Annotated in this window: 15 protein-coding genes; 4 read left to right on the plus strand and 11 right to left on the minus strand. The window is 47.5% G+C overall.

Going from position 1 to position 17509, the window contains the following annotated elements:
• Positions 1-8 precede the first annotated feature (8 nt).
• Positions 9-704: an SOS response-associated peptidase gene (locus tag EHO60_RS13535; RefSeq protein ID WP_246028316.1), complete on the minus strand. Its 696-nt coding sequence runs from the start codon at positions 702-704 to the stop codon at positions 9-11.
• 109 nt (positions 705-813) lie between these two features.
• Here EHO60_RS13535 and EHO60_RS13540 point away from each other — a divergent pair, with 109 nt between their 5' ends.
• The 3 genes from EHO60_RS13540 to EHO60_RS13550 all read left to right on the plus strand — a co-directional run bounded on the left by EHO60_RS13540 (position 814) and on the right by EHO60_RS13550 (position 4102).
• Complete coding sequence (locus EHO60_RS13540) at positions 814-2058, plus strand: M48 family metallopeptidase (RefSeq protein ID WP_135768721.1); 1245 nt, start codon at positions 814-816, stop codon at positions 2056-2058.
• A gap of 216 nt (positions 2059-2274) precedes the next feature.
• Positions 2275-3270 carry a catalase family protein gene (locus EHO60_RS13545; RefSeq protein ID WP_135768722.1) on the plus strand — a complete coding sequence of 332 codons (996 nt, stop codon included), beginning with the start codon at positions 2275-2277 and terminating at the stop codon, positions 3268-3270.
• Between the two features lie 28 nt (positions 3271-3298).
• Positions 3299-4102: an SDR family oxidoreductase gene (locus tag EHO60_RS13550; RefSeq protein ID WP_135768723.1), complete on the plus strand. Its 804-nt coding sequence runs from the start codon at positions 3299-3301 to the stop codon at positions 4100-4102.
• A 39-nt stretch (positions 4103-4141) separates the two neighbouring features.
• Here the strand turns inward: EHO60_RS13550 and EHO60_RS13555 are convergent, their stop codons facing one another.
• The 7 genes from EHO60_RS13555 to EHO60_RS13585 form a co-directional block, all read right to left on the minus strand.
• On the minus strand, positions 4142-4516 hold the full coding sequence (locus EHO60_RS13555) for a response regulator (RefSeq protein ID WP_135768724.1): 375 nt from the start codon (positions 4514-4516) through the stop codon (positions 4142-4144).
• Between the two features lies 1 nt (position 4517).
• Positions 4518-5375 carry a CheR family methyltransferase gene (locus EHO60_RS13560; protein WP_135768725.1) on the minus strand — a complete coding sequence of 286 codons (858 nt, stop codon included), beginning with the start codon at positions 5373-5375 and terminating at the stop codon, positions 4518-4520.
• The gene (cheB, locus tag EHO60_RS13565; RefSeq protein ID WP_135768726.1) at positions 5372-6463 is read right to left on the minus strand and encodes a chemotaxis-specific protein-glutamate methyltransferase CheB; all 1092 of its coding nucleotides are present in this window, start codon (positions 6461-6463) and stop codon (positions 5372-5374) included. Before cheB ends, EHO60_RS13560 begins: the two co-directional genes overlap by 4 nt.
• A gap of 12 nt (positions 6464-6475) precedes the next feature.
• Positions 6476-8086 carry a methyl-accepting chemotaxis protein gene (locus EHO60_RS13570; RefSeq protein WP_135768727.1) on the minus strand — a complete coding sequence of 537 codons (1611 nt, stop codon included), beginning with the start codon at positions 8084-8086 and terminating at the stop codon, positions 6476-6478.
• A gap of 11 nt (positions 8087-8097) precedes the next feature.
• Complete coding sequence (locus EHO60_RS13575; RefSeq protein ID WP_135768728.1) at positions 8098-8541, minus strand: chemotaxis protein CheW; 444 nt, start codon at positions 8539-8541, stop codon at positions 8098-8100.
• 5 nt (positions 8542-8546) lie between these two features.
• Positions 8547-11048 (minus strand): chemotaxis protein CheW, encoded by a 2502-nt coding sequence (locus EHO60_RS13580; RefSeq protein ID WP_135768729.1) that lies wholly within the window; start codon positions 11046-11048, stop codon positions 8547-8549.
• Positions 11049-11311: 263 nt separating this feature from the next.
• Complete coding sequence (locus tag EHO60_RS13585) at positions 11312-12583, minus strand: sensor histidine kinase (RefSeq protein ID WP_135768730.1); 1272 nt, start codon at positions 12581-12583, stop codon at positions 11312-11314.
• Positions 12584-13391: 808 nt separating this feature from the next.
• Between EHO60_RS13585 and EHO60_RS13590 the strand changes: the two genes are divergently transcribed.
• On the plus strand, positions 13392-13823 hold the full coding sequence (locus EHO60_RS13590; RefSeq protein WP_135768731.1) for a hypothetical protein: 432 nt from the start codon (positions 13392-13394) through the stop codon (positions 13821-13823).
• Positions 13824-13912: 89 nt separating this feature from the next.
• Here EHO60_RS13590 and EHO60_RS13595 read toward each other — a convergent pair whose 3' ends face one another.
• Genes EHO60_RS13595 through EHO60_RS13605 form a run of 3 tightly spaced genes read right to left on the minus strand, consistent with a single transcriptional unit; the run spans position 13913 to position 17425 of the window.
• Complete coding sequence (locus EHO60_RS13595; protein ID WP_135768732.1) at positions 13913-15382, minus strand: DUF2079 domain-containing protein; 1470 nt, start codon at positions 15380-15382, stop codon at positions 13913-13915.
• Positions 15383-15407: 25 nt separating this feature from the next.
• Positions 15408-16097, minus strand: coding sequence for a class I SAM-dependent methyltransferase (locus EHO60_RS13600; RefSeq protein WP_135768733.1), 690 nt, complete (start codon positions 16095-16097; stop codon positions 15408-15410).
• A complete protein-coding gene (locus EHO60_RS13605) occupies positions 16094-17425 on the minus strand; it encodes a hypothetical protein (protein ID WP_135768734.1) in 1332 nt (443 codons plus the stop codon). The genes EHO60_RS13600 and EHO60_RS13605 overlap by 4 nt, the downstream gene beginning before the upstream one ends.
• Between the last annotated feature and the right edge of the window lie 84 nt (positions 17426-17509).

Below are 17509 nucleotides of genomic sequence, written 5' to 3' on the forward strand. Positions count from 1 at the left end.
GACCCGAGTTAGCCGGAACTCAAATCCTCGGCTTCGGTGGAAGGGTCCTTTTTGATCTCGAATACGATGCCGCGCTCGCTCCGGACCAACGATATCGGATCCGCAGCTCCGTCCAGCCAGGATGAGTAATCCTCTTGGGTGATCACTCCGGGTTGTCTTTCTCCGACGGGAGTCATTTCCAAGGAGGCAGGTACGGTGATGATCGCAAACCCCGGTATGATTTGACCTCCTTCATGATAATGCACATGCAGTCCCGCAAACGCGAAGAGCTCCGTGGATTTATGATTGATCTCGACGTTGATTCTTTCCGTTTCGGAGAGGGTTTTCCATTCGGAAAAGGAACTGGCAGGGATGAGACAGCGGGAACTTTTGATCGCGTCCTTCCATAACGGAGAAGTTTTGAAACTTTCGATCCTGGCGACGGTTTCGTATTTTTGGGTTTTGCTGTTCCAGACTCCCCATTTGTAATTCTTCAGGACCCTTTCCTCGGATTGGAGGATCAAGACTGGGGCGATATCTCCGGGAAAGACTTCCCGGTCCATTCTGAACTTCTCTCCGATTTCCGCCGTTTCGTTCTCGATCCGGAATTGAGAGACGATTTGGTCCGCGTCGGACGGAAGCCTGTACGAATCGCACATTCCCCAATTTTCGTCTTTCGAGCGGAGAAAAGCAATCGATTTTCCGGATCGATTCCGGAGAGGCATAACGATCGCCGTTTTCCTTCGTTAGGCTAGAATACGGTACGTGAATTGTGATTGACCTGTTCCTTCTTCTGGCAATGCTTGCGTGGCCCTAGTAGGTTTCTTTTTATCCATGTCGATTCGTAATTCTTTTTTATTCGTTTACCTTCTCCAATTCTGCTTCGCGATCCTCCTGAAATACCTCTCCTTTTTAGGGGACACGTCCACCGAAACGCATGAAGCAATTTTAAAGTATTTTACGGAAGAAGACTTGCAGAAGGGAATCGAATACGATCGCAGAGGCTTTTTCGCCTCTATGGTCTCGGATTGGATCGATTTTTTTCTGACGGGGCTTTTGGTATTCACGCCGCTTTCCCTCAAAATAGAGGACTTCCTTTTGAGGAAAACGGGACAAAGGTTCTATTTTGCCGCCGCCTTATTCCTTTTGGCTTTAGGGTTCTTCAAATTTTTGATCGGTTTGCCTTTCCATTATTATTTCGGTTACGTGTTGGAACATCGTTTCGGTTTCTCGACTATGACCTTGCAGGATTGGATTTTGTACACGACTAAGTCCCTGTTCGTCGGGACCGCCATCTCCTTGCCTCTGGGGTTAGGTTCCATTTTCATATTAAGAAAATTTACTTCTTCTTGGAAGTACATCATCACGGCGGGGTCCTTGGTTCTGGGCCTGGCGTTTTCGGTTCTCTTTCCGATCTTCATTACTCCCCTATTTTACGAAACCCATCCGATCGAGGAAGGTAGCCTAAAGTCGAAAATCGTGGATCTTTGTCGTAAAGCGGAGATCCAGGTCTCCGACGTTTACGTGATCAACGAAAGCAAGTATTCCGGACACACGAACGCTTATTTTACCGGCTGGGGTGCAAATCGGAAAATCTTCCTATACGACACTCTGATCCAAAAACATACGGAAGCGGAAGTGATCAGCGTTTTGGGTCACGAGATCGGCCATTGGGTACACAACCACCAGACCAAGGACATCCTGATCGGCACTGCGGAAACCTTTTTGCTCTGTTTCGTTTTGGCCTTTCTTTTCCGAAAAACCAAGGAGGAAAACCGTCTTCCTTTGAAAGAGTTCTATTCTCCGTCCAGCCTGCCCTTTCTTTTTTTGGTTCTTTCCTTAGTCGGTACGGTGACGAAGCCGGTTTGGAATACTCTGAGTAGAATCCAGGAAACCCAGGCGGATTGGGAAGCGCTCGTTTTAACAAAGGACAAAGAAGCGTTTGTGGAAGCGGAGAAAAAACTGGCCAAAGACAATCGGTCCAGATTAAATCCATATCGGTGGGAAGTGTTGTTAGAACATTCCCACCCCACCACTTTGGAGCGGATCCAAATGGCGGAGGGTTTTTCTTCGAAGTGATGCGGAGGGCTCGTCCCACACGCCGATCGGATCGGAAGTTTACGGAGCTTAAAAAGAGATCGTGTTGGATGAGGGCAACTGCCCGGGCCGAAAGTCGCGGCCGGAAACGTATCGAGGATCGTTTCGGGCTTCCAAATATTTTGTTTCCCGTCTTCCGGAAAAACGCTACTCTGCCCAATTGGTAGGAACTTTTAAAAAGGTTCCGGGAGAGAAAGCATGAAGCCGCCAAGCACCGATTGGAAAGAGGAAATCGCCGCGGATGAGGAACAGAGATTTGCGGGTTATGTGGAAAAATTCCGGGCGATCCAGGAAAAGAATTCCAAGCTCTTCGGCAAAGGCAGAATCCTCCATAGGAAACAACTTCTAGGGCTCAAAGCGGAATTCGAAGTCTTATCCCAGATCCCGGAGTACGCGAAACAGGGAATCTTCCGCAAGCCCGGAAAATTCGAAAGCTGGATCCGACTTTCCAACGGAAGCATGCAGATCCAATCGGACTCGAAAGGGGACATCCGAGGTTTTGCCATAAAAGTGAAGGGAGTGGAAGGTCCCGGAGCCTTGCAATCGGGCAACGTAAAAGCCCAAGATTTTTTACTGATCAATCTGGAAGCGTTCTCCTCTCCTAAGAGCGAAGAGTTCGTTGGCTTGGTGACCGCCGTTGCGGACGGAGGATTGTCCTTATTGAAATATCTCGTCGGAAGATACGGGTTTTTCGGAGCTCTCTCCAAAATCAAAAAAACGGCCGCTGCGTTTAACAAACCGTTTTCCGGATTCGCAACGGAAAAATTCTACAGTGCGGCGCCGATCTCATGGGGACCGTACGCCGGAAGAGTCAGGCTTGTTCCTTCCCAAAATCGCTCGGGGAACAACGGTTCTTCCTCGGATTGGGGAAACGAAATGAAACTCCATTTACAGCAAGGCTCTCTAAGTTACGACTTCCAGGTCCAATTCTTCGTGTCGGAAAACGTAACTCCGATCGAAGACGCATCCGTGAATTGGCCCGAATCGGAAGCTCCGTACGTTACCGTAGCAAAGCTCACGATCTCCGGTCAGGACTGGAGCTCCCCTGCTTGGGAAGAATTCCAAAAGAATGTGGAGCAGGCGATCTTCGATCCTTGGGAAGCTCTCTTGGAGCACAAGCCTTTAGGAGACGTTATGCGCGCTCGGAAACATGTTTATTTTGCCAGCCAAAAAGGAAGAAACGCCGTCCAGTAAAAAGCCGATCCGTTTCAGGAGGTATCAAATGAAGTCCTTTTATAAAGACAAGGTGGTATGGATTACCGGAGCATCGTCCGGAATCGGAGAAGCATTGGTGCAGGAACTTGCTAGGACAGGCTGCAAGATCGTACTCTCCGCCAGAAGAGAGAAGGAATTGCAGAGAGTCAGAAAGCAAAACAAACTGGACGATTCCAATAGCATGATTCTGCTGATGGACTTGGAAAAGTACAAAGGCTTGGACAAACTTCCGGCCAAAGTACTGAAGAAGTTCGGATCCATAGACGTTCTGATCAATAACGGAGGAATCAGCCAGCGTTCCTATGCTCACGAAACCTCCCTCGCAACTTACGAATCCTTGATGCACGTGAATTTCTTCGGGAATATCGCTTTGACTCTCGCGGTGCTGCCGATCATGAGGAAAAAAGGATCCGGTTGGATCTCTTCCATTTCCAGCGTAGCCGGAATGTTCGGCGTTCCTTTACGTACAGGTTATTCCGCTACGAAAGCGGCGTTGACGGGTTTCTTCGAAGCTTTACGGATAGAGAACATCGATCGAGGTCTCAAAGTCACTTTGGTGTATCCGGGCTTCGTAAAAACCCAGATTTCCAATAACGCCTTAAAAGGGGACGGAAGAAAACAAGGGAAAATGGATCAGATCATCAACCAAGGCTTGGACGCAAACGAGTGCGCGAGAAGAATCCTAGATGGGATCGCTTCGGAAAAGTTGACGGTCGTATTTGCCGGACCGAGAGAGAACTTTGCGATCCGACTCCACAAGTATTTTCCTAGCATATTCGCCAAATTCCTAGCGAGGGCGAAAGTCACCTGAGAAAAAACGACGAGGGAATCAGACAGCTTTCGAAGATTCCTAGGCCGCGCTAGAATTCAGGACCTGTTTGATGATGTCCAAAAACTGAACCGGTCGAAAGGGCTTGATGATCCAACCGTTGGCGCCCGCTGCGGCACCGCTCTGTTTCATGCTGTCTTCCGATTCCGTGGTCAGCGTTAGGATAGGAACGTTCTGGTCTATTTTTCTCAGTTCCTTAATGAACGTAATCCCATCCATGATCGGCATGTTGATGTCGGTGATCACAAGATCCACCGGCCCGAGGGAAAACTTTTCTATGCCGTCCTTGCCGTCCTGAGCAAGCACCACCTCGTATCCTCCCATCCCTAATGTTTGCTGAACGAGACTCCTCATCGTAGCGGAGTCATCCACAGCCAATATCCTTGCCGTTGCCATTTTAAGTTCCTCTTGAAAAAAGTGTTACGTTGGAAGAATTGACTTCGTAATATCTGCACAACCCGAATTCCCTCAGCAGAAACTTGCTGGAGAAGTCCGAAACGGATTCCGCCGAACCGATGATCAAAAAACTATCCTGGTTCAGCGTCTTTGCGATCTTGTCGAATAAATTCCTGCGTTCGTTCGAGTCGAAATAGTAGGATACGTTCCTGCAAAGCACCAGGTCGAAGCCGGACGGAAATTCGGAGGAAATCAGATTGTGCTGTTTGAATTCCACAACCGACCGGATCTCGTCGTTGACTCGAAAGGTCCCGTCAGGCAGTTTATCAAAATATTTTCCCAGATGATATTCCTCCAAACCTCTTCCTATCTCGAAGGAAGTATAACATCCGGACCTGGCTTTTTCGATCGTCTCTTTGGCGATATCGGTCGCTAAAATTCTTATATTCTTGAATACGTGAGGTAGCCGTTCCCGAATCGCGATCGCGACCGAATAGGGCTCCTGTCCCGTGGAACAGGCGGCAGACCAGATTCGAATGGGATGATTTTTCCAGCCTTTGTACAATTCGTTTTTACGATCTATGATTTCCGGAATGATCCGATCCAGAATCGTCTCGAAAATGCTTTCATCCCGAAAGAACTTCGTTTCGTGGGTCGTAATCCTCTCGATTACCTTTTCCCGAAAATCCACTTCGTGGGAATTTTCGAACTTCTTGGAAAATTCGTAGAATGATGCGATCTTATGATCCGACATGAGATCGGATAATCGGCTCTCCAAAAGATACGTCTTCTCGTCGGTCAGGGAAAGTCCGGTCACCTTTTTTAATACGTTCATAAATTCCAGTATTTCCTTGCTCATACCACGGCCCCCCAACCCATCAAAGCGGATATTTTTTCGGCTATACCGGAAATATCGGAAATTTCATCGATTAACCCTTCGTTGACCGGACGGCTAGGCATTCCGAACACCAGACAACTCTCCTGACTTTGCGCTAGGAGAAAACTTCCCGTCTCCCGCATCGCTTTCAAGCCCAGGTAACCGTCTTCGCCCATTCCCGTCATGATCACTCCGATGGATTCGTTCGAAAAATTCTTGGCGATCGAACGGAAAAGTATATTTACGGAAGGTTTACAGAGCTCTTCCTGAGGCCCCGCGGTCACTCTAGCGATCGGGCCTTCCGGACTTTGTAGGATCTCGAGCTGTTTTCCTCCCGGCGCAATGTATACCGCTCTTTTTTTCAGTAGTTCCCCGTCTTCGACTTCCTTGATCCCTAACGCAGTGCTCGAACGTAAATTCTCCGCGAGATAATTGGTGAAAACCGGAGGCATATGTTGGGCGATTACGATCGTTCCGTTCAGATCCGAGGGAATTTTGGAGAGAAGTTCCCGTAACGCAATGGGGCCGCCCGTGGAAATACCGATGGCGCAGATGGAATATTTCCGTTTCGGGGCTCTAAAAGAGATCTCGTTCTGTCGCTGAACTACTTGGACCGGTTTATTGATTCCATTTTTCGAATACAATGCCTTGACTTTTTCGATCAAAGAGACCAAGGCTTCCGATATTTTTTCCCCCCCGGCAGTCACTCCGTCCGGCTTCGAAACGAAATCCAGCGCGCCCATCTCCATGGCCTTTAAGGTCACTTTTGCTCCCTCCATAGTAAGGGAGCTCAGCATGATGACCTTGGTTGCGGGAAATTGGCTCCTGATCTCTCTGAGCGTGGTCAGTCCGTCCATCTCGGGCATTTCCACGTCCAAAACCACGAAATCCGGTTTGAGATGCGCTATTTTAGGCAGCGCAAACTTTCCGTCGATTGCGGCGCCTAAAAATTCGATCTCCGGATCTTGGCTAAATGCGGACCTTAACAAATTGCGATAAACGAGGGAATCGTCCACCGCTAAGACCCTTATCCTTTTTTTTTCCAGAGAATCCTCCAAAGGAAAGCCTATAAACCGGATCCGTTAGGCCTTGGAATTCGAAATCTTGAACTGATTCACCAAGGTAGTGATTCCGGCAGCCAGTTCCTGCAAGGATTGGGAAAGTTTGGATACGTTCCCCGATTCCTTAGCACCGTCCAGAGAAGCCGTCGACACTCCGTTGATGTTCTTGGTGACGTCATTGGAAGCCAATGTCGTCTGACTGATATTCGTCGCAATCTCTTTGGTAGTAATGGATTGTTCCTCTACTGCGGAAGCGATACTGCCGCTGATCTGGTTCACTTCGGCGATCACGCTCGTGATTTTTCCTATGGATTCGATGACGCGTTCCGTACTTTTTTGGATCGCGGAAATCTTACCTTTGATCTCCTCCGAGGATTCCGCGGATTGTCGGGCCAATTCCTTCACTTCGGCGGCGACAACTGCGAATCCTTTTCCCGCTTCTCCCGCTCCTGCGGCTTCGATAGCGGCATTCAGAGCGAGCAACTTCGTCTGAGAAGCAATATTGGAAATACTTTCGATCACGTTTCCGATTTCTTTCGCGTTCTGCCCCAATTCTTTGACCACGTCCCCGGTCTCGATCGCTGTGGTATTCGCTTCGCGGGCGATCTTTGCGGAATCGGCCGCTTTTTTGGCGACCTCTCCCACCGAGACGGACATCTCTTCGATGGAGCTGGATACCATATTCAGATTTTGGTTCATCTGAGTTGCAGCTACGGCTATGGTTTGGGATTGTTGAGACATCTGCTCGATTCCGGAGGAAAGATTCAAGCTTGCTCCGGATAAATCCGTAGAGGATTGGAACAGAATATCCCCGTTCTCTTTCAATCGGGCGATCAATGCGGCCGTATTGATCAGCATATTCAGGATCGCCTTATCCAATTCCCCGATTTCGTCGTTCCGATTATGGACCACATCTACGGAAAGATCGCCGGATGCGATCTTGTTCGCGATCCTTGTGGACTCTTTGAGAGGTTTCAGGATGTATCCTATATTCATCCATCCCCAAACGATCTGAACCGCTGCAAAAGTCGCAGCTGTGACGTAGGAATACATCGTGCCGAATCCCAGAAGTTGGAATCCGGAGAGCAGAGCCAAACCGAGTACGCTGAAAGCGATATACATTCCCAGCTTGAAGCGGATGGAAAGTTTTTTGGAGTTTGTCGCACGGAGTTTCGTACCGCCCGTGATAATATCCTTGTACAGTTGACCGGCGGCTTCCACCTGCTCGCGTGTCGGCTTTCTCCGAACGGACATGTACCCTACGATATTCCCGTTCTCGAAACGAGGGGCGACGTTCGCATCCACCCAGTAATGGTCCCCGTTCTTACTTCTGTTCTTTACGATCCCCCGCCAAGGCTTCCCTTTTTGGATCGTATCCCAGAAATCGGCGAATACGCTTCTAGGTATGTCCGGGTGACGAACAACGTTATGCGGCTTTCCGACCAATTCCTCTTGCGTCAGACCGGCGATCTCAAGGAATTCCTTGTTCGCGTAAGTCACTTTTCCCTTTAGATCCGTCATAGAAACGAGCGTGGTCCCTTCCGTCATCGCGACTTCTTGATCGGTGACAGAAACGGCCATCTGTTTCCTTTCGTTCTCTAAGCTTTTTTTCTGGGATACAAAACCAAACATCTACTTCCCTCTTATACGTCTTCCAGACGCAGTAATTCTTCGTGATTCAATATGATTAGAGTTTCGCCTTTAAACAACGCGACGTTTCGGATAAATCTACCTTCCCTCTCGTCTATATGCGAGGGACAAGGTTCGAAATTCTTTTCTTCCACTTCGATAATATCCGAGACTTCGTCCGCCATGATCGCAAAAGATTCCTTTTTCCCCTTCAACCGTATTATGGAATACTTATCCTCGTCCCTGTTCTGCATTCTACCGAATAAAGACCTAAGATTCAGTATCGTCACTACGTCTCCGCGGAGATTCACGATCCCTTCCACATGAGGAGGGGAACACGGAACCTTCAGTATTTTTTTGTTGTGATCCACCTCTTTGCATTCGGCCAACGGTACCCCATAGATCTCGTCTCCGAGTAGAAAAGATAAGAACTGTTTCCTGCGCGCTTTTTCGTCCATGGATCTCAATCCTCTTGCTCGGTTCCGAGTAAGGTCAGGTTTTTACTGACTTTGCTTAATACGATGCGACCTTCGATAACGACGATCGTTTGACCGAACATAATCCCGCTACCTACGATTCCGGTCTCAGGATCATCCGATTTTGTGAAGGCCGATATATCGTCGGCAACGTTCAGAATTTCCTCTACCAAAATCCCTTTCTTGCCTTCCGTAGATTGCAAAAGGATCATTGTATTCTGCGGATGAACCCGATCTCCTTTCAGATTGAAATAGGATTCCAGACGACAAAGCTCCACAACTTCTTCCTTATATTGGATCACTTCCCGATTCATGATCCGTTCCACTTTTTCGGAATCGATCAGTTCTATACGTTGCACTTCCTTCGAGTTCAACCCGAACAATTGGCCTCGTACAGTGAAGAGCAGGTACTGTTCGGATGCTCTCTCTTCTTTTTTCGCGGAGATCTTCAATTCTTCCAGAAGGTTCGCCTGTAGACCGAGGAACTTAGCAATGCCGGAAATATCCAATATCAGACCGACACTTCCGTCGCCGAGTATGGCTGCTCCGGTATAAAGATTCAACCTCGACAAATCCTTAGTAAGCGGCTTGACCACGATCTCTTCGGAATTATCGATCTCGTCCACGATCAGTCCGAACCTATGTCTTTCGGTATGGACCACTACGATATATCTTCCGGAATCCTCGTCCGAATCCGCCGAGAGACGAAGAACGTTCCGAATGTTCAGTAAAGGAAGAAGATGACCGCGAAGCTGGTACACTTGTTTTCCTTCGATGGTCGATACCTGTTTCCCATCCAATAAGATGAGTTCGCTAATATTCGGCTGCGGAATCGCGAAAAGCATTCCGGCGGATAACACCATTTGGCAATTAATGATGGATAAGGTCTGGGGAAGAGTCGCACTGATCACCGTCCCTTTTCCGGGATTCGAAGCGATCGAAACGGAGCCGCCCGCCTTTTGGAAATTCATCTTCACCACATCCATCCCCACTCCCCTTCCGGATGTGGAGGATACCGTTTGCGAAGTACTGAAGCCCGGCAAAAAAACCAATTCCGCCAATTCTTCCTGAGATTTCCGCTCTACTTCCTCCGGAGTCAAGAGACCTCTCTCGATCGCTTTCTCCTTGATTCTTCCGATATTCAATCCTCTGCCGTCGTCGCTGACTTTCAGAATTACGTTCCCTCCCCTTAAGGAAGCGGAAAGATAAAGGTTTCCTTTCGCGGGTTTGCCCGCTGCGACACGCTCCGCCGCGGATTCGATTCCGTGGTCGACCGAGTTGCGGATCATATGAGTGATCGGATCGGAAATGGTATCGATGATATTCTTGTCCAGCTCCACTTCCCCCCCTTCCAAATGGAGCTCCACTTCCTTACCCGTGATTTTTTCCAGATCCCTTACAAGACGGGGTACCTTCTTATAGAAGGAATCCAATTTTTGTAATCTGGTTCTCATGATGCTTTCTTGCGATAAGGTGATGAGCTGACTTAGGTTCCGGACGATGGACAAAAGGGAATGGTCCTGATAAGACTCCACTTTTTGCAGTAATTGATTTCGGACTACGATCGTCTCCCCGGCGAGATTGATCATGTGATCCAGTACCGGAAGAGGAATTCTAAGATAGGAATCCGTCTGTAGACTCCCGTTGGAATTGTCCATCTTGAGCGGAATTTGTTCCTGCCGACCCGTTGCCGGAGAAAATTCGGCTTCTTCGGAAATTTCCCGTTTCACGATCTCCATGATCGAGCTTTCCGGAAAATGGACGATACTCGAGACTTCTTTCTTCGAAAATCCGGATAGAAGCAGGACGTAATGCCGAACCTTCCCCTTCCCATGGGCTCCGTTTCCGTTCAGAATTCCTGATAGGAGAATTTCTCCGATCGGCTGGACTGCCTGCAGGATTTCCCCGTTCTTTTCCAGGTCCGATTCCTGTTGTAACTCGTATTTCAAAAAAAATAGGCTCTTTCCTTCCTGCCGTGCTCGATCCAGGAATTTTTTGGGAATGCTTACTTTTTCCTTAGAGGATTCGTTCTGCGCCGGTTTCTTGACGATAGGCGTAAACCCGAACGCCGGCTTAGACTCCGACGGTCGGTGTTCCTCGTCGCCTCCTTCCAATTGGGAGAGGAAGGAATTGATCCGATCGGAAAGTCCGGTGATGTCATACTCCTTGTATTTGTCCAAGTCGGATAACATTTTGCGGATTTCGTCGATACAAACGAAAATCAGCGCTACCTCCTCGTCGGAAGGTCTGGTTTCGGTCCTTCTCCTATTGTTGAGAAGATTTTCCAGTAAGTGGGAAACTTTGGAGATGGAGGGCAGGTCGAAAATCGCCGAATTTCCCTTGATAGTATGGACGGCCCGAAATAAGGTATTCACCTGTTCCGGCATGTATTCCTTTTCGAGTTCCAGACTCGTTTGTTCGGAAACGTCGAGCAATTCCAGCGATTCCGCGACGAAATCTTTCAGCAGATTTTCATAATCTACTTCCATTGCGACCTCCCAATCAATTACTCGTGAAACAGGATCGCCGCAAGGCGGTTTCCCACTTAATATTTACTAATTTTTTTATATAATACATACAGAATACAATCAATATAATTTAATTTTCATACTTTAATACGATTAAATCTTAAATAATTTTTTAATTTGCGAAAACTCTTTCGAATTCCCTCTCCCGTTAGGCCGAAATGCATACGGATATGCGATTTCTACATGTCGAGACGGCAAAAAACCTAAGCTTTCCGTATTTTTTGTCAGCAAAGTGGGAATTGAATCTCAGCAGCAATTTTGCGAGTCGGAACATCTTCCGTGTAGTCCGTCAATTCATAGACGGAGACTTTGCAATCCGATTGTCTTGCCAGATTTTGAGCGAGATTCAAACCGATGCCGAACCCGAAATCGTGCGCATTGAATCGTTCGTCATAAACGTGGTTCAGACGGAAAAAAGGTTCAAAAACCTTAAAATAGTACTCTTCCGGAATGCCACAGATTCCGTTGTAGGCGAACTCGATATCATTCAAAATCGTAAGGCAAACGTATTTATTGGTGGAATAGAACAAAATGGGGATCTTGGATCCGCCCGGGGAAAACTTCATCGCGTTTACCAGCAATTCTTTGCAGGCGAATTTGAGGAATGCAGGACTTGAAAAGACATAACTATTGAACAATCGTTCTTCGTAGATGATCTTCTGATTTTTGATTCTTGCGATTTCTCCCAGCTCCGCCATGGAGTCCAGAATGGAAGACTGGACGAGATCGAAATGAGTGCGTTCCTTAGTCACGTTAAGATCGAACAGGCTACGGAATTTTTCCAGCTTTTCCGTCCAGTCTCTCAATATATTCTTATTTTCCAGAATGGAATCCATGAGCTCGACGGGTATTTCATACTGGCCTTCGCTTTTTTTCGCTACGGCTTCCACCATATCCAAGCGGGTAATCAACGAACCGATACCCAATCCCTGGGAAATACTGTGGGTAAGATTATCCAGAATGTTTTTCCCGATGCTGAGCTGCTCCGAGTTCCTATTGTTTTCCTTCCACTGTAGCCAGGATATCTCCGAGATTAGATTTTCCTCCTGGAGAGCCTTCCTGTGAAAATCGTTCAAACTGACGTTTTTTTCCTCTATCGCCCGGCACACGGCCCCGACGAGCAAGGAAGTTTGGTTCGATTTCTCGAAACTTGCATGGATCCAATCCAAGCTGCGCAAACTCGGATCCATTTCGTTTAACCGGGAGTGAAGAATGAAGATACTTCCGGGTGAAATCTTTCTCAAAGCCCGAAGCAACTTAATCCCTTCCAGATCCGGAAAATTCGGATCCACTACGATCGCACTCGGAAGTTCCAAAAGCGCTCTTTCCAAAGTCTCGGAAATGCTGGAAGTAACGAAAACTTCGTAACTTCCCGGAGAAAAACGGGAGGCGAAATTTTTTCTGAACTCCTCGTCGCTGTCCACGTATAGTATCGATTTTCTAGATACCGTCGACGAAATTCCTGCCGCAGAACCTTCGAATGAATCTGATCTCATATATCTTAACACGACTCTTGTTACCGAAGATCTAAATCGCCCGTAGGCGGTCCGATCATGAATGAATTTTTTTATACAAGAAAAAAGACGAAAAGATTTCTCTCTTCCCTACAGTAGTTAGAATGTAAAACATGTTACAATATAATAATTACCTAATATACATTGCCGCACGCATATCATCGATCAAAATCTCCACTTTGCGTCGATTCCGTTTCAAGTATCACTATTCCGACGAAGCTTCCCGAAAACTCTGCCCAAACAGCCCTAAAAATTAGGACAAATTTGTCATTTCTATAGCAAAATAAACGATAACCATGTACTTTTCCTTCCGGAAAACTTTCGACCGTAGCTCAATATTGAAAAATCTGGTTTGAGAAAGCCATCCAGAACGACCCGGTCCTTTCCGGAAAAGTTCCCTCAAACGAGGGATTTCCGAAAAATCGAGGACGGAGAGGAAAAAAGCAGAAACGAATCGAATGTCCGATCAGTAACGACATTTTACCCATCCTCCCGTTTGTTCTCAAATCACATGGAAGCTTTCTGAAACAGATACAAAGAGAATTAATTTTTAAATAAGGTAACGAAGGGGAAAAAGATCCGTAGAACAGCGGTAAAGCGACCGTATTTACAGAGTTGCCGGGTTTATGCAAGCAATCCCGACGCTTGTTCTGAATGATTTTTTCCTCTTTTTTACTTCACAGTTTAGGGATGACGCTTAGAGAGTACTATTTCGCATTTGGTTTCGCGAGTTCCAAAGGTATGCTAACAACATCCAACTGTCAATATTAATTTTGTTGGCACCTTCAAGATGACTGCTAAAAAATCGGAGACTCTATTCGGTAACAAGGTAAAGGCGATCCTAGATCGTTCCGGAGAAGTGAGAACGGAATCCGCGCGGAAATTACGTCTTGGAATCAACGGCTTGAAGAGCATCGTCCAAGGAAATGTAAAGGAATCGTCATATGCAGTTTTATTACGTCTCGCCGAACAGTACGAAGCCGATCTTTTTTACCTGATCGACGACACAATTCCGGTTTTACCGGTGCTCTACTCTTCTCCTCAGAACCGAGAAACCTTTGAAATAAATTCTGAACTTGAGAATGAGAAAAAACTCCTGGCAGAATTGAAGGGGAAAAAAGGGTTTTCGGAAGCGATGGAAGGGTTTTTGTCCCTCAATCCCAATACGCAAAGAGCCTTGATCGGGCTCATCCGAGCAATCTCAGAGTCAGATCAGAAATAAGTTCCCTCCAAGAACCCTGGAACCGCAATTCCGGTCCGATCGACCAACAAACGTATTCTATTTGTTCGTTTCGAACCGACGCGTTCCTGTTAGTCGGACCTGCGGTTGACCGGCAGCCGGATTCTTTTCCAAGCGCTTAGGCCCGGAGGCAGACCCGAAAGCCTTTCGTAATTTCCGTTTTGGTCAAAAAAGCGGATCATATTCTCCGCACTGTGTGGAGGCAGGAGAGGTTCTTCCCCAAGGGAATCCAATACCACCAAACCCGGAGCCCAAATCCCGTCGCGGACAAGGATCCAGTCTTTGTACGGAATTTTCAGCTCCTGACCGTGATAAAGATAGGCTGCAATTTGGAAAGAAGCGAACGTGTTCTTCTCTTCTAAGGACCGGAATTCGCGTAACTTTTTTAGGACCGCCGAATTTTGACCTCTCCCTTCCATCGCAGACAAAACCCCGGGCAAATTCGGACTTCTAGAAAGGCTAGCATTCGGAAACATCGTACATAAGAGGGAAAAGAGGAACAGAGCCACAAAGGGAATCGTCGGAAAGAACTTCGGAAAGGAAAAACGATCCGAGATTTTTCGGCCATTTCGATAGGCAAAAGGAAGACTCAGGAATAAAAGAAGGGTAGGACCGAATCCGTAAAAGTAGGAAAGTCCGGCCCGATCGGGAGAAGCCGCGCTCAGCCATAAAAAGCCGATCGCAAAACCCGGCAAAGATCTCCAGGTCAGAAACGGAAGGGCGAGAACGCTGAACCACAGGAATTTTCCGGGCCCGGTAAAGATTTTCACAAAGACGGTTTGCGGGTGTACCAAGGTCCGCATGAAAAATTCGATCGGTTCCAGACCCCAGTGTTCCCGAAATAAAGGCAACAAAGGAGGATGTATTTTAGGAAGTAAGAATAGAACGCCTCCGAACAGATAGACCAGCGCGAAGACCGCATACAGGACCAACTCCTTCCACCCTACCCTGCCTACCAATAAAAACAGGGCGGAAACCGCGTACATCCATCCGTCCTCCTTCAAAAGGAGCAATCCGAAGAACGATAAGAAAGCCGGAATTTTCCTCTTATCCAGTACCGACAGGACGAAAAGAACCGTAAGAGGAAGCAAAAGAATTTCGTAATGTAAGTACAAAAGCGTAGCGGTCACATAGGGACTCGAAAGGAAGGAGAACGTAAGTAAGAGGGAAACGTTTCCTTTCCCGCAGATTCTTTCGAAAAAAAGATCCAGAAGCGCGATTCCGCACGCGAAACCCGAACATCCGAGAACGAGCAGCCATTCCACATAGGGAAGCGGAGAAACGAATAAGGAGATCGCGAATAGGATCGGAGACGCGTGAACGGAAAGAAAATTCGCCCCCCAATCGTAGGACCACAGACATCCCATCGCTGTAGGACAGGAAGACAGGACTTGCAGTTGCATTCCCGCGTCGTGCCACCCTAACCCTAGGGTCGTATATTGCAGAAAGGACAAAAAGCCGGAATACAAGAAACCTGCGGAAAAAACGACGATTCGCCTTTTTCCTAAGCGGTATTTTCGGTCGAAGAGTCGCGTTCCCACGGGTCCCTATCTATCCTCGAGTTTTTTACGGATCCGTAAAGAACTCGTCGCTGAATTGGGAATTTTCCACGATCCTACTCTCCAGCAGATTGAAGGCCACCCTTCGGAAATACGGTCGAACAAGTTTTTCGTAGGTATTCTTGCTGCGGGCGTGCGCGAACGGATCCGTGAAAAAGATCTCCTTCTTCATCCTTTCGTAGTCGTTCTTGGTCGGAACCGTAAAATATAGATACCGCACGATGGAGTGCAGCTTTCGGAAGACCCCCTTTAATTCTCGCTTGTCTATGTACTGGACCACGGAGTTGCAGATTCCGAGATCGAAAGGAGCGCCGATGAAATATTTCGGATCCAAGTCCTGAATCGTGCTATGAAGAAAGGAAAGATTATATCCTCGGATCCATTTTTGCCCCGCGATCGAATCTATCATCTCTTCCGAAGGGTCGATCGCAAAGATCCTTCCGGGCTCCAAAGCCTTTACGGTCTCTTTGAGAAGGATAGCCTTGCCGAACCCGAAGTCCGCGAGACTGTGCACCGGTATCTGCATCAAGTCCATCAAGGACTTAATGTATTTCGCATGTTCTCTGGCATTAAACGACGCATCTACGTCTACACCGCTGCCGTATATCTCCTTCCAATACGAGGTTTCGAACGGTTGACCGTTCGCTCCGTACGCTAGATAATCGCTCTCCGTTTTTTTCCTTTTACCGGGAATCATACCCGGGAGCTCTTGGAAGGCGCGAGTACTTCGAGTAGCAGGAGACGGATCCGATCATAGCCGGAGTCCTTTTCCAGACCTTTTCTCGCCGCGACGGATTTCGGCTTTAAGGCTTTCAGGCTACCGTCGGATTGAATTTTTTTCCAGAGGATTCCGTTGATCAAAATCCTCTCTCCGGACAAGAATAGATATTGAGCCGACTTGGCTCGGACTTCCCTTTGCAATAGCTTCTTGTCCACGGGCCAGATTTCGGAGATTAGAATATAGTCCTTATCGCCGAAGTTGTCCTTTTCCCGAAAGAACAACTTCTGCTTCGTATGAAAATACAGATACTCGGAGGTATCTCGGTCCGCAAAGATCCTTTCCTTGGGATCTATCACCGCTCTTCCGCGCAGAGCTACGATGTCTTTGGATAAAGAATTCAATTTCACCGTATCCATTCCGCGGATCGGCCTCACGGTAAAATATCCGGACACAACAAGTAGAATGAAGGCCGCGATCGAAGCCACCACCGAGTTGAGTTCCTTTTCGGACCGGAGCAGGAACGTTCCCACCGCCAACAGCGTTACGAAGGATCCGAATCCTAAAAGATATTCCCAAGCCCTTTTTCCCATGTAAGAAAAAGACTCTTCCCCGTAAAACCCCAGACTTCCGAATAGAAACACTGCCAAAACGAAAACGGAAAGATAACCGAATAGGAATAATTTCGGAAGATTCCTACGTTTGAAAAACACTGATTGGTTCTTCTTCTTTTCCCGTAGGCCCACCGTACCGGCCTTGATCACGAATAGAGTGAAACCGATCAGAAAAAAGGTGAAATGGGAAAATAGACCCAGTAAAGTACAGGAAACCAAAACGAAGAGATCCAGAATCGTTTCCATCCGGAACGAGAGGAAGAGCAATAGTACGAAGATTAGGCTGACGGACTCGGAAAGGGAATGCAAGGGAACATTGTACGAGAGCGGATTGATCGCCGCCAAATAGCAAAGCAGGTATTGGTTCGGTTTCCAAGTCCCTCTTTCCAACAAGTACGCGCAGAGGTGTACGGCAAGGCTGAGAAAAAAGGCTCCGAACGAAAGATAGGCGGGAACGTAATTCAATCCCGCGAGGGATTTCCAGAAGGAGAGCAGCAAAAAAGCCAACGGCTCCTGGGGACTTAGGAATTTTCCCTCTTCCTGAAGGGAGCGGAGCTCGGATAGAACCTTGTACGATTCTGCATTTTCCGGTTGCCCGTGCCAGGATTGGAGGATCGTCAATACACTTGTAAGAAAAAGAACGGAGACCAAAATCAGGAAAGGGTTTGCTTTTTTGTTTCGTTCTAAGTCCATGTTCTCGGTATTTTGCACTTCCGGATTTCGGAGCAACGTTAAAAATTTAGGTGAAATTATACCAACACATTTTGAACTAAACTA

Source organism: Leptospira fletcheri (assembly GCF_004769195.1).
GTDB lineage: Bacteria > Spirochaetota > Leptospiria > Leptospirales > Leptospiraceae > Leptospira_B > Leptospira_B fletcheri.

Bases quoted from the DNA above. Each gene is read 5' to 3' on its own strand.
- EHO60_RS13535 (WP_246028316.1), bottom strand. From the start codon at position 704: ATGCCTCTCCGGAATCGATCCGGAAAATCGATTGCTTTTCTCCGCTCG.
- EHO60_RS13540 (WP_135768721.1), top strand. From the start codon at position 814: ATGTCGATTCGTAATTCTTTTTTATTCGTTTACCTTCTCCAATTCTGC.
- EHO60_RS13545 (WP_135768722.1), top strand. From the start codon at position 2,275: ATGAAGCCGCCAAGCACCGATTGGAAAGAGGAAATCGCCGCGGATGAG.
- EHO60_RS13550 (WP_135768723.1), top strand. From the start codon at position 3,299: ATGAAGTCCTTTTATAAAGACAAGGTGGTATGGATTACCGGAGCATCG.
- EHO60_RS13555 (WP_135768724.1), bottom strand. From the start codon at position 4,516: ATGGCAACGGCAAGGATATTGGCTGTGGATGACTCCGCTACGATGAGG.
- EHO60_RS13560 (WP_135768725.1), bottom strand. From the start codon at position 5,375: ATGAGCAAGGAAATACTGGAATTTATGAACGTATTAAAAAAGGTGACC.
- EHO60_RS13570 (WP_135768727.1), bottom strand. From the start codon at position 8,086: ATGTTTGGTTTTGTATCCCAGAAAAAAAGCTTAGAGAACGAAAGGAAA.
- EHO60_RS13575 (WP_135768728.1), bottom strand. From the start codon at position 8,541: ATGGACGAAAAAGCGCGCAGGAAACAGTTCTTATCTTTTCTACTCGGA.
- EHO60_RS13580 (WP_135768729.1), bottom strand. From the start codon at position 11,048: ATGGAAGTAGATTATGAAAATCTGCTGAAAGATTTCGTCGCGGAATCG.
- EHO60_RS13585 (WP_135768730.1), bottom strand. From the start codon at position 12,583: ATGAGATCAGATTCATTCGAAGGTTCTGCGGCAGGAATTTCGTCGACG.
- EHO60_RS13590 (WP_135768731.1), top strand. From the start codon at position 13,392: ATGACTGCTAAAAAATCGGAGACTCTATTCGGTAACAAGGTAAAGGCG.
- EHO60_RS13600 (WP_135768733.1), bottom strand. From the start codon at position 16,097: ATGATTCCCGGTAAAAGGAAAAAAACGGAGAGCGATTATCTAGCGTAC.
- EHO60_RS13605 (WP_135768734.1), bottom strand. From the start codon at position 17,425: ATGGACTTAGAACGAAACAAAAAAGCAAACCCTTTCCTGATTTTGGTC.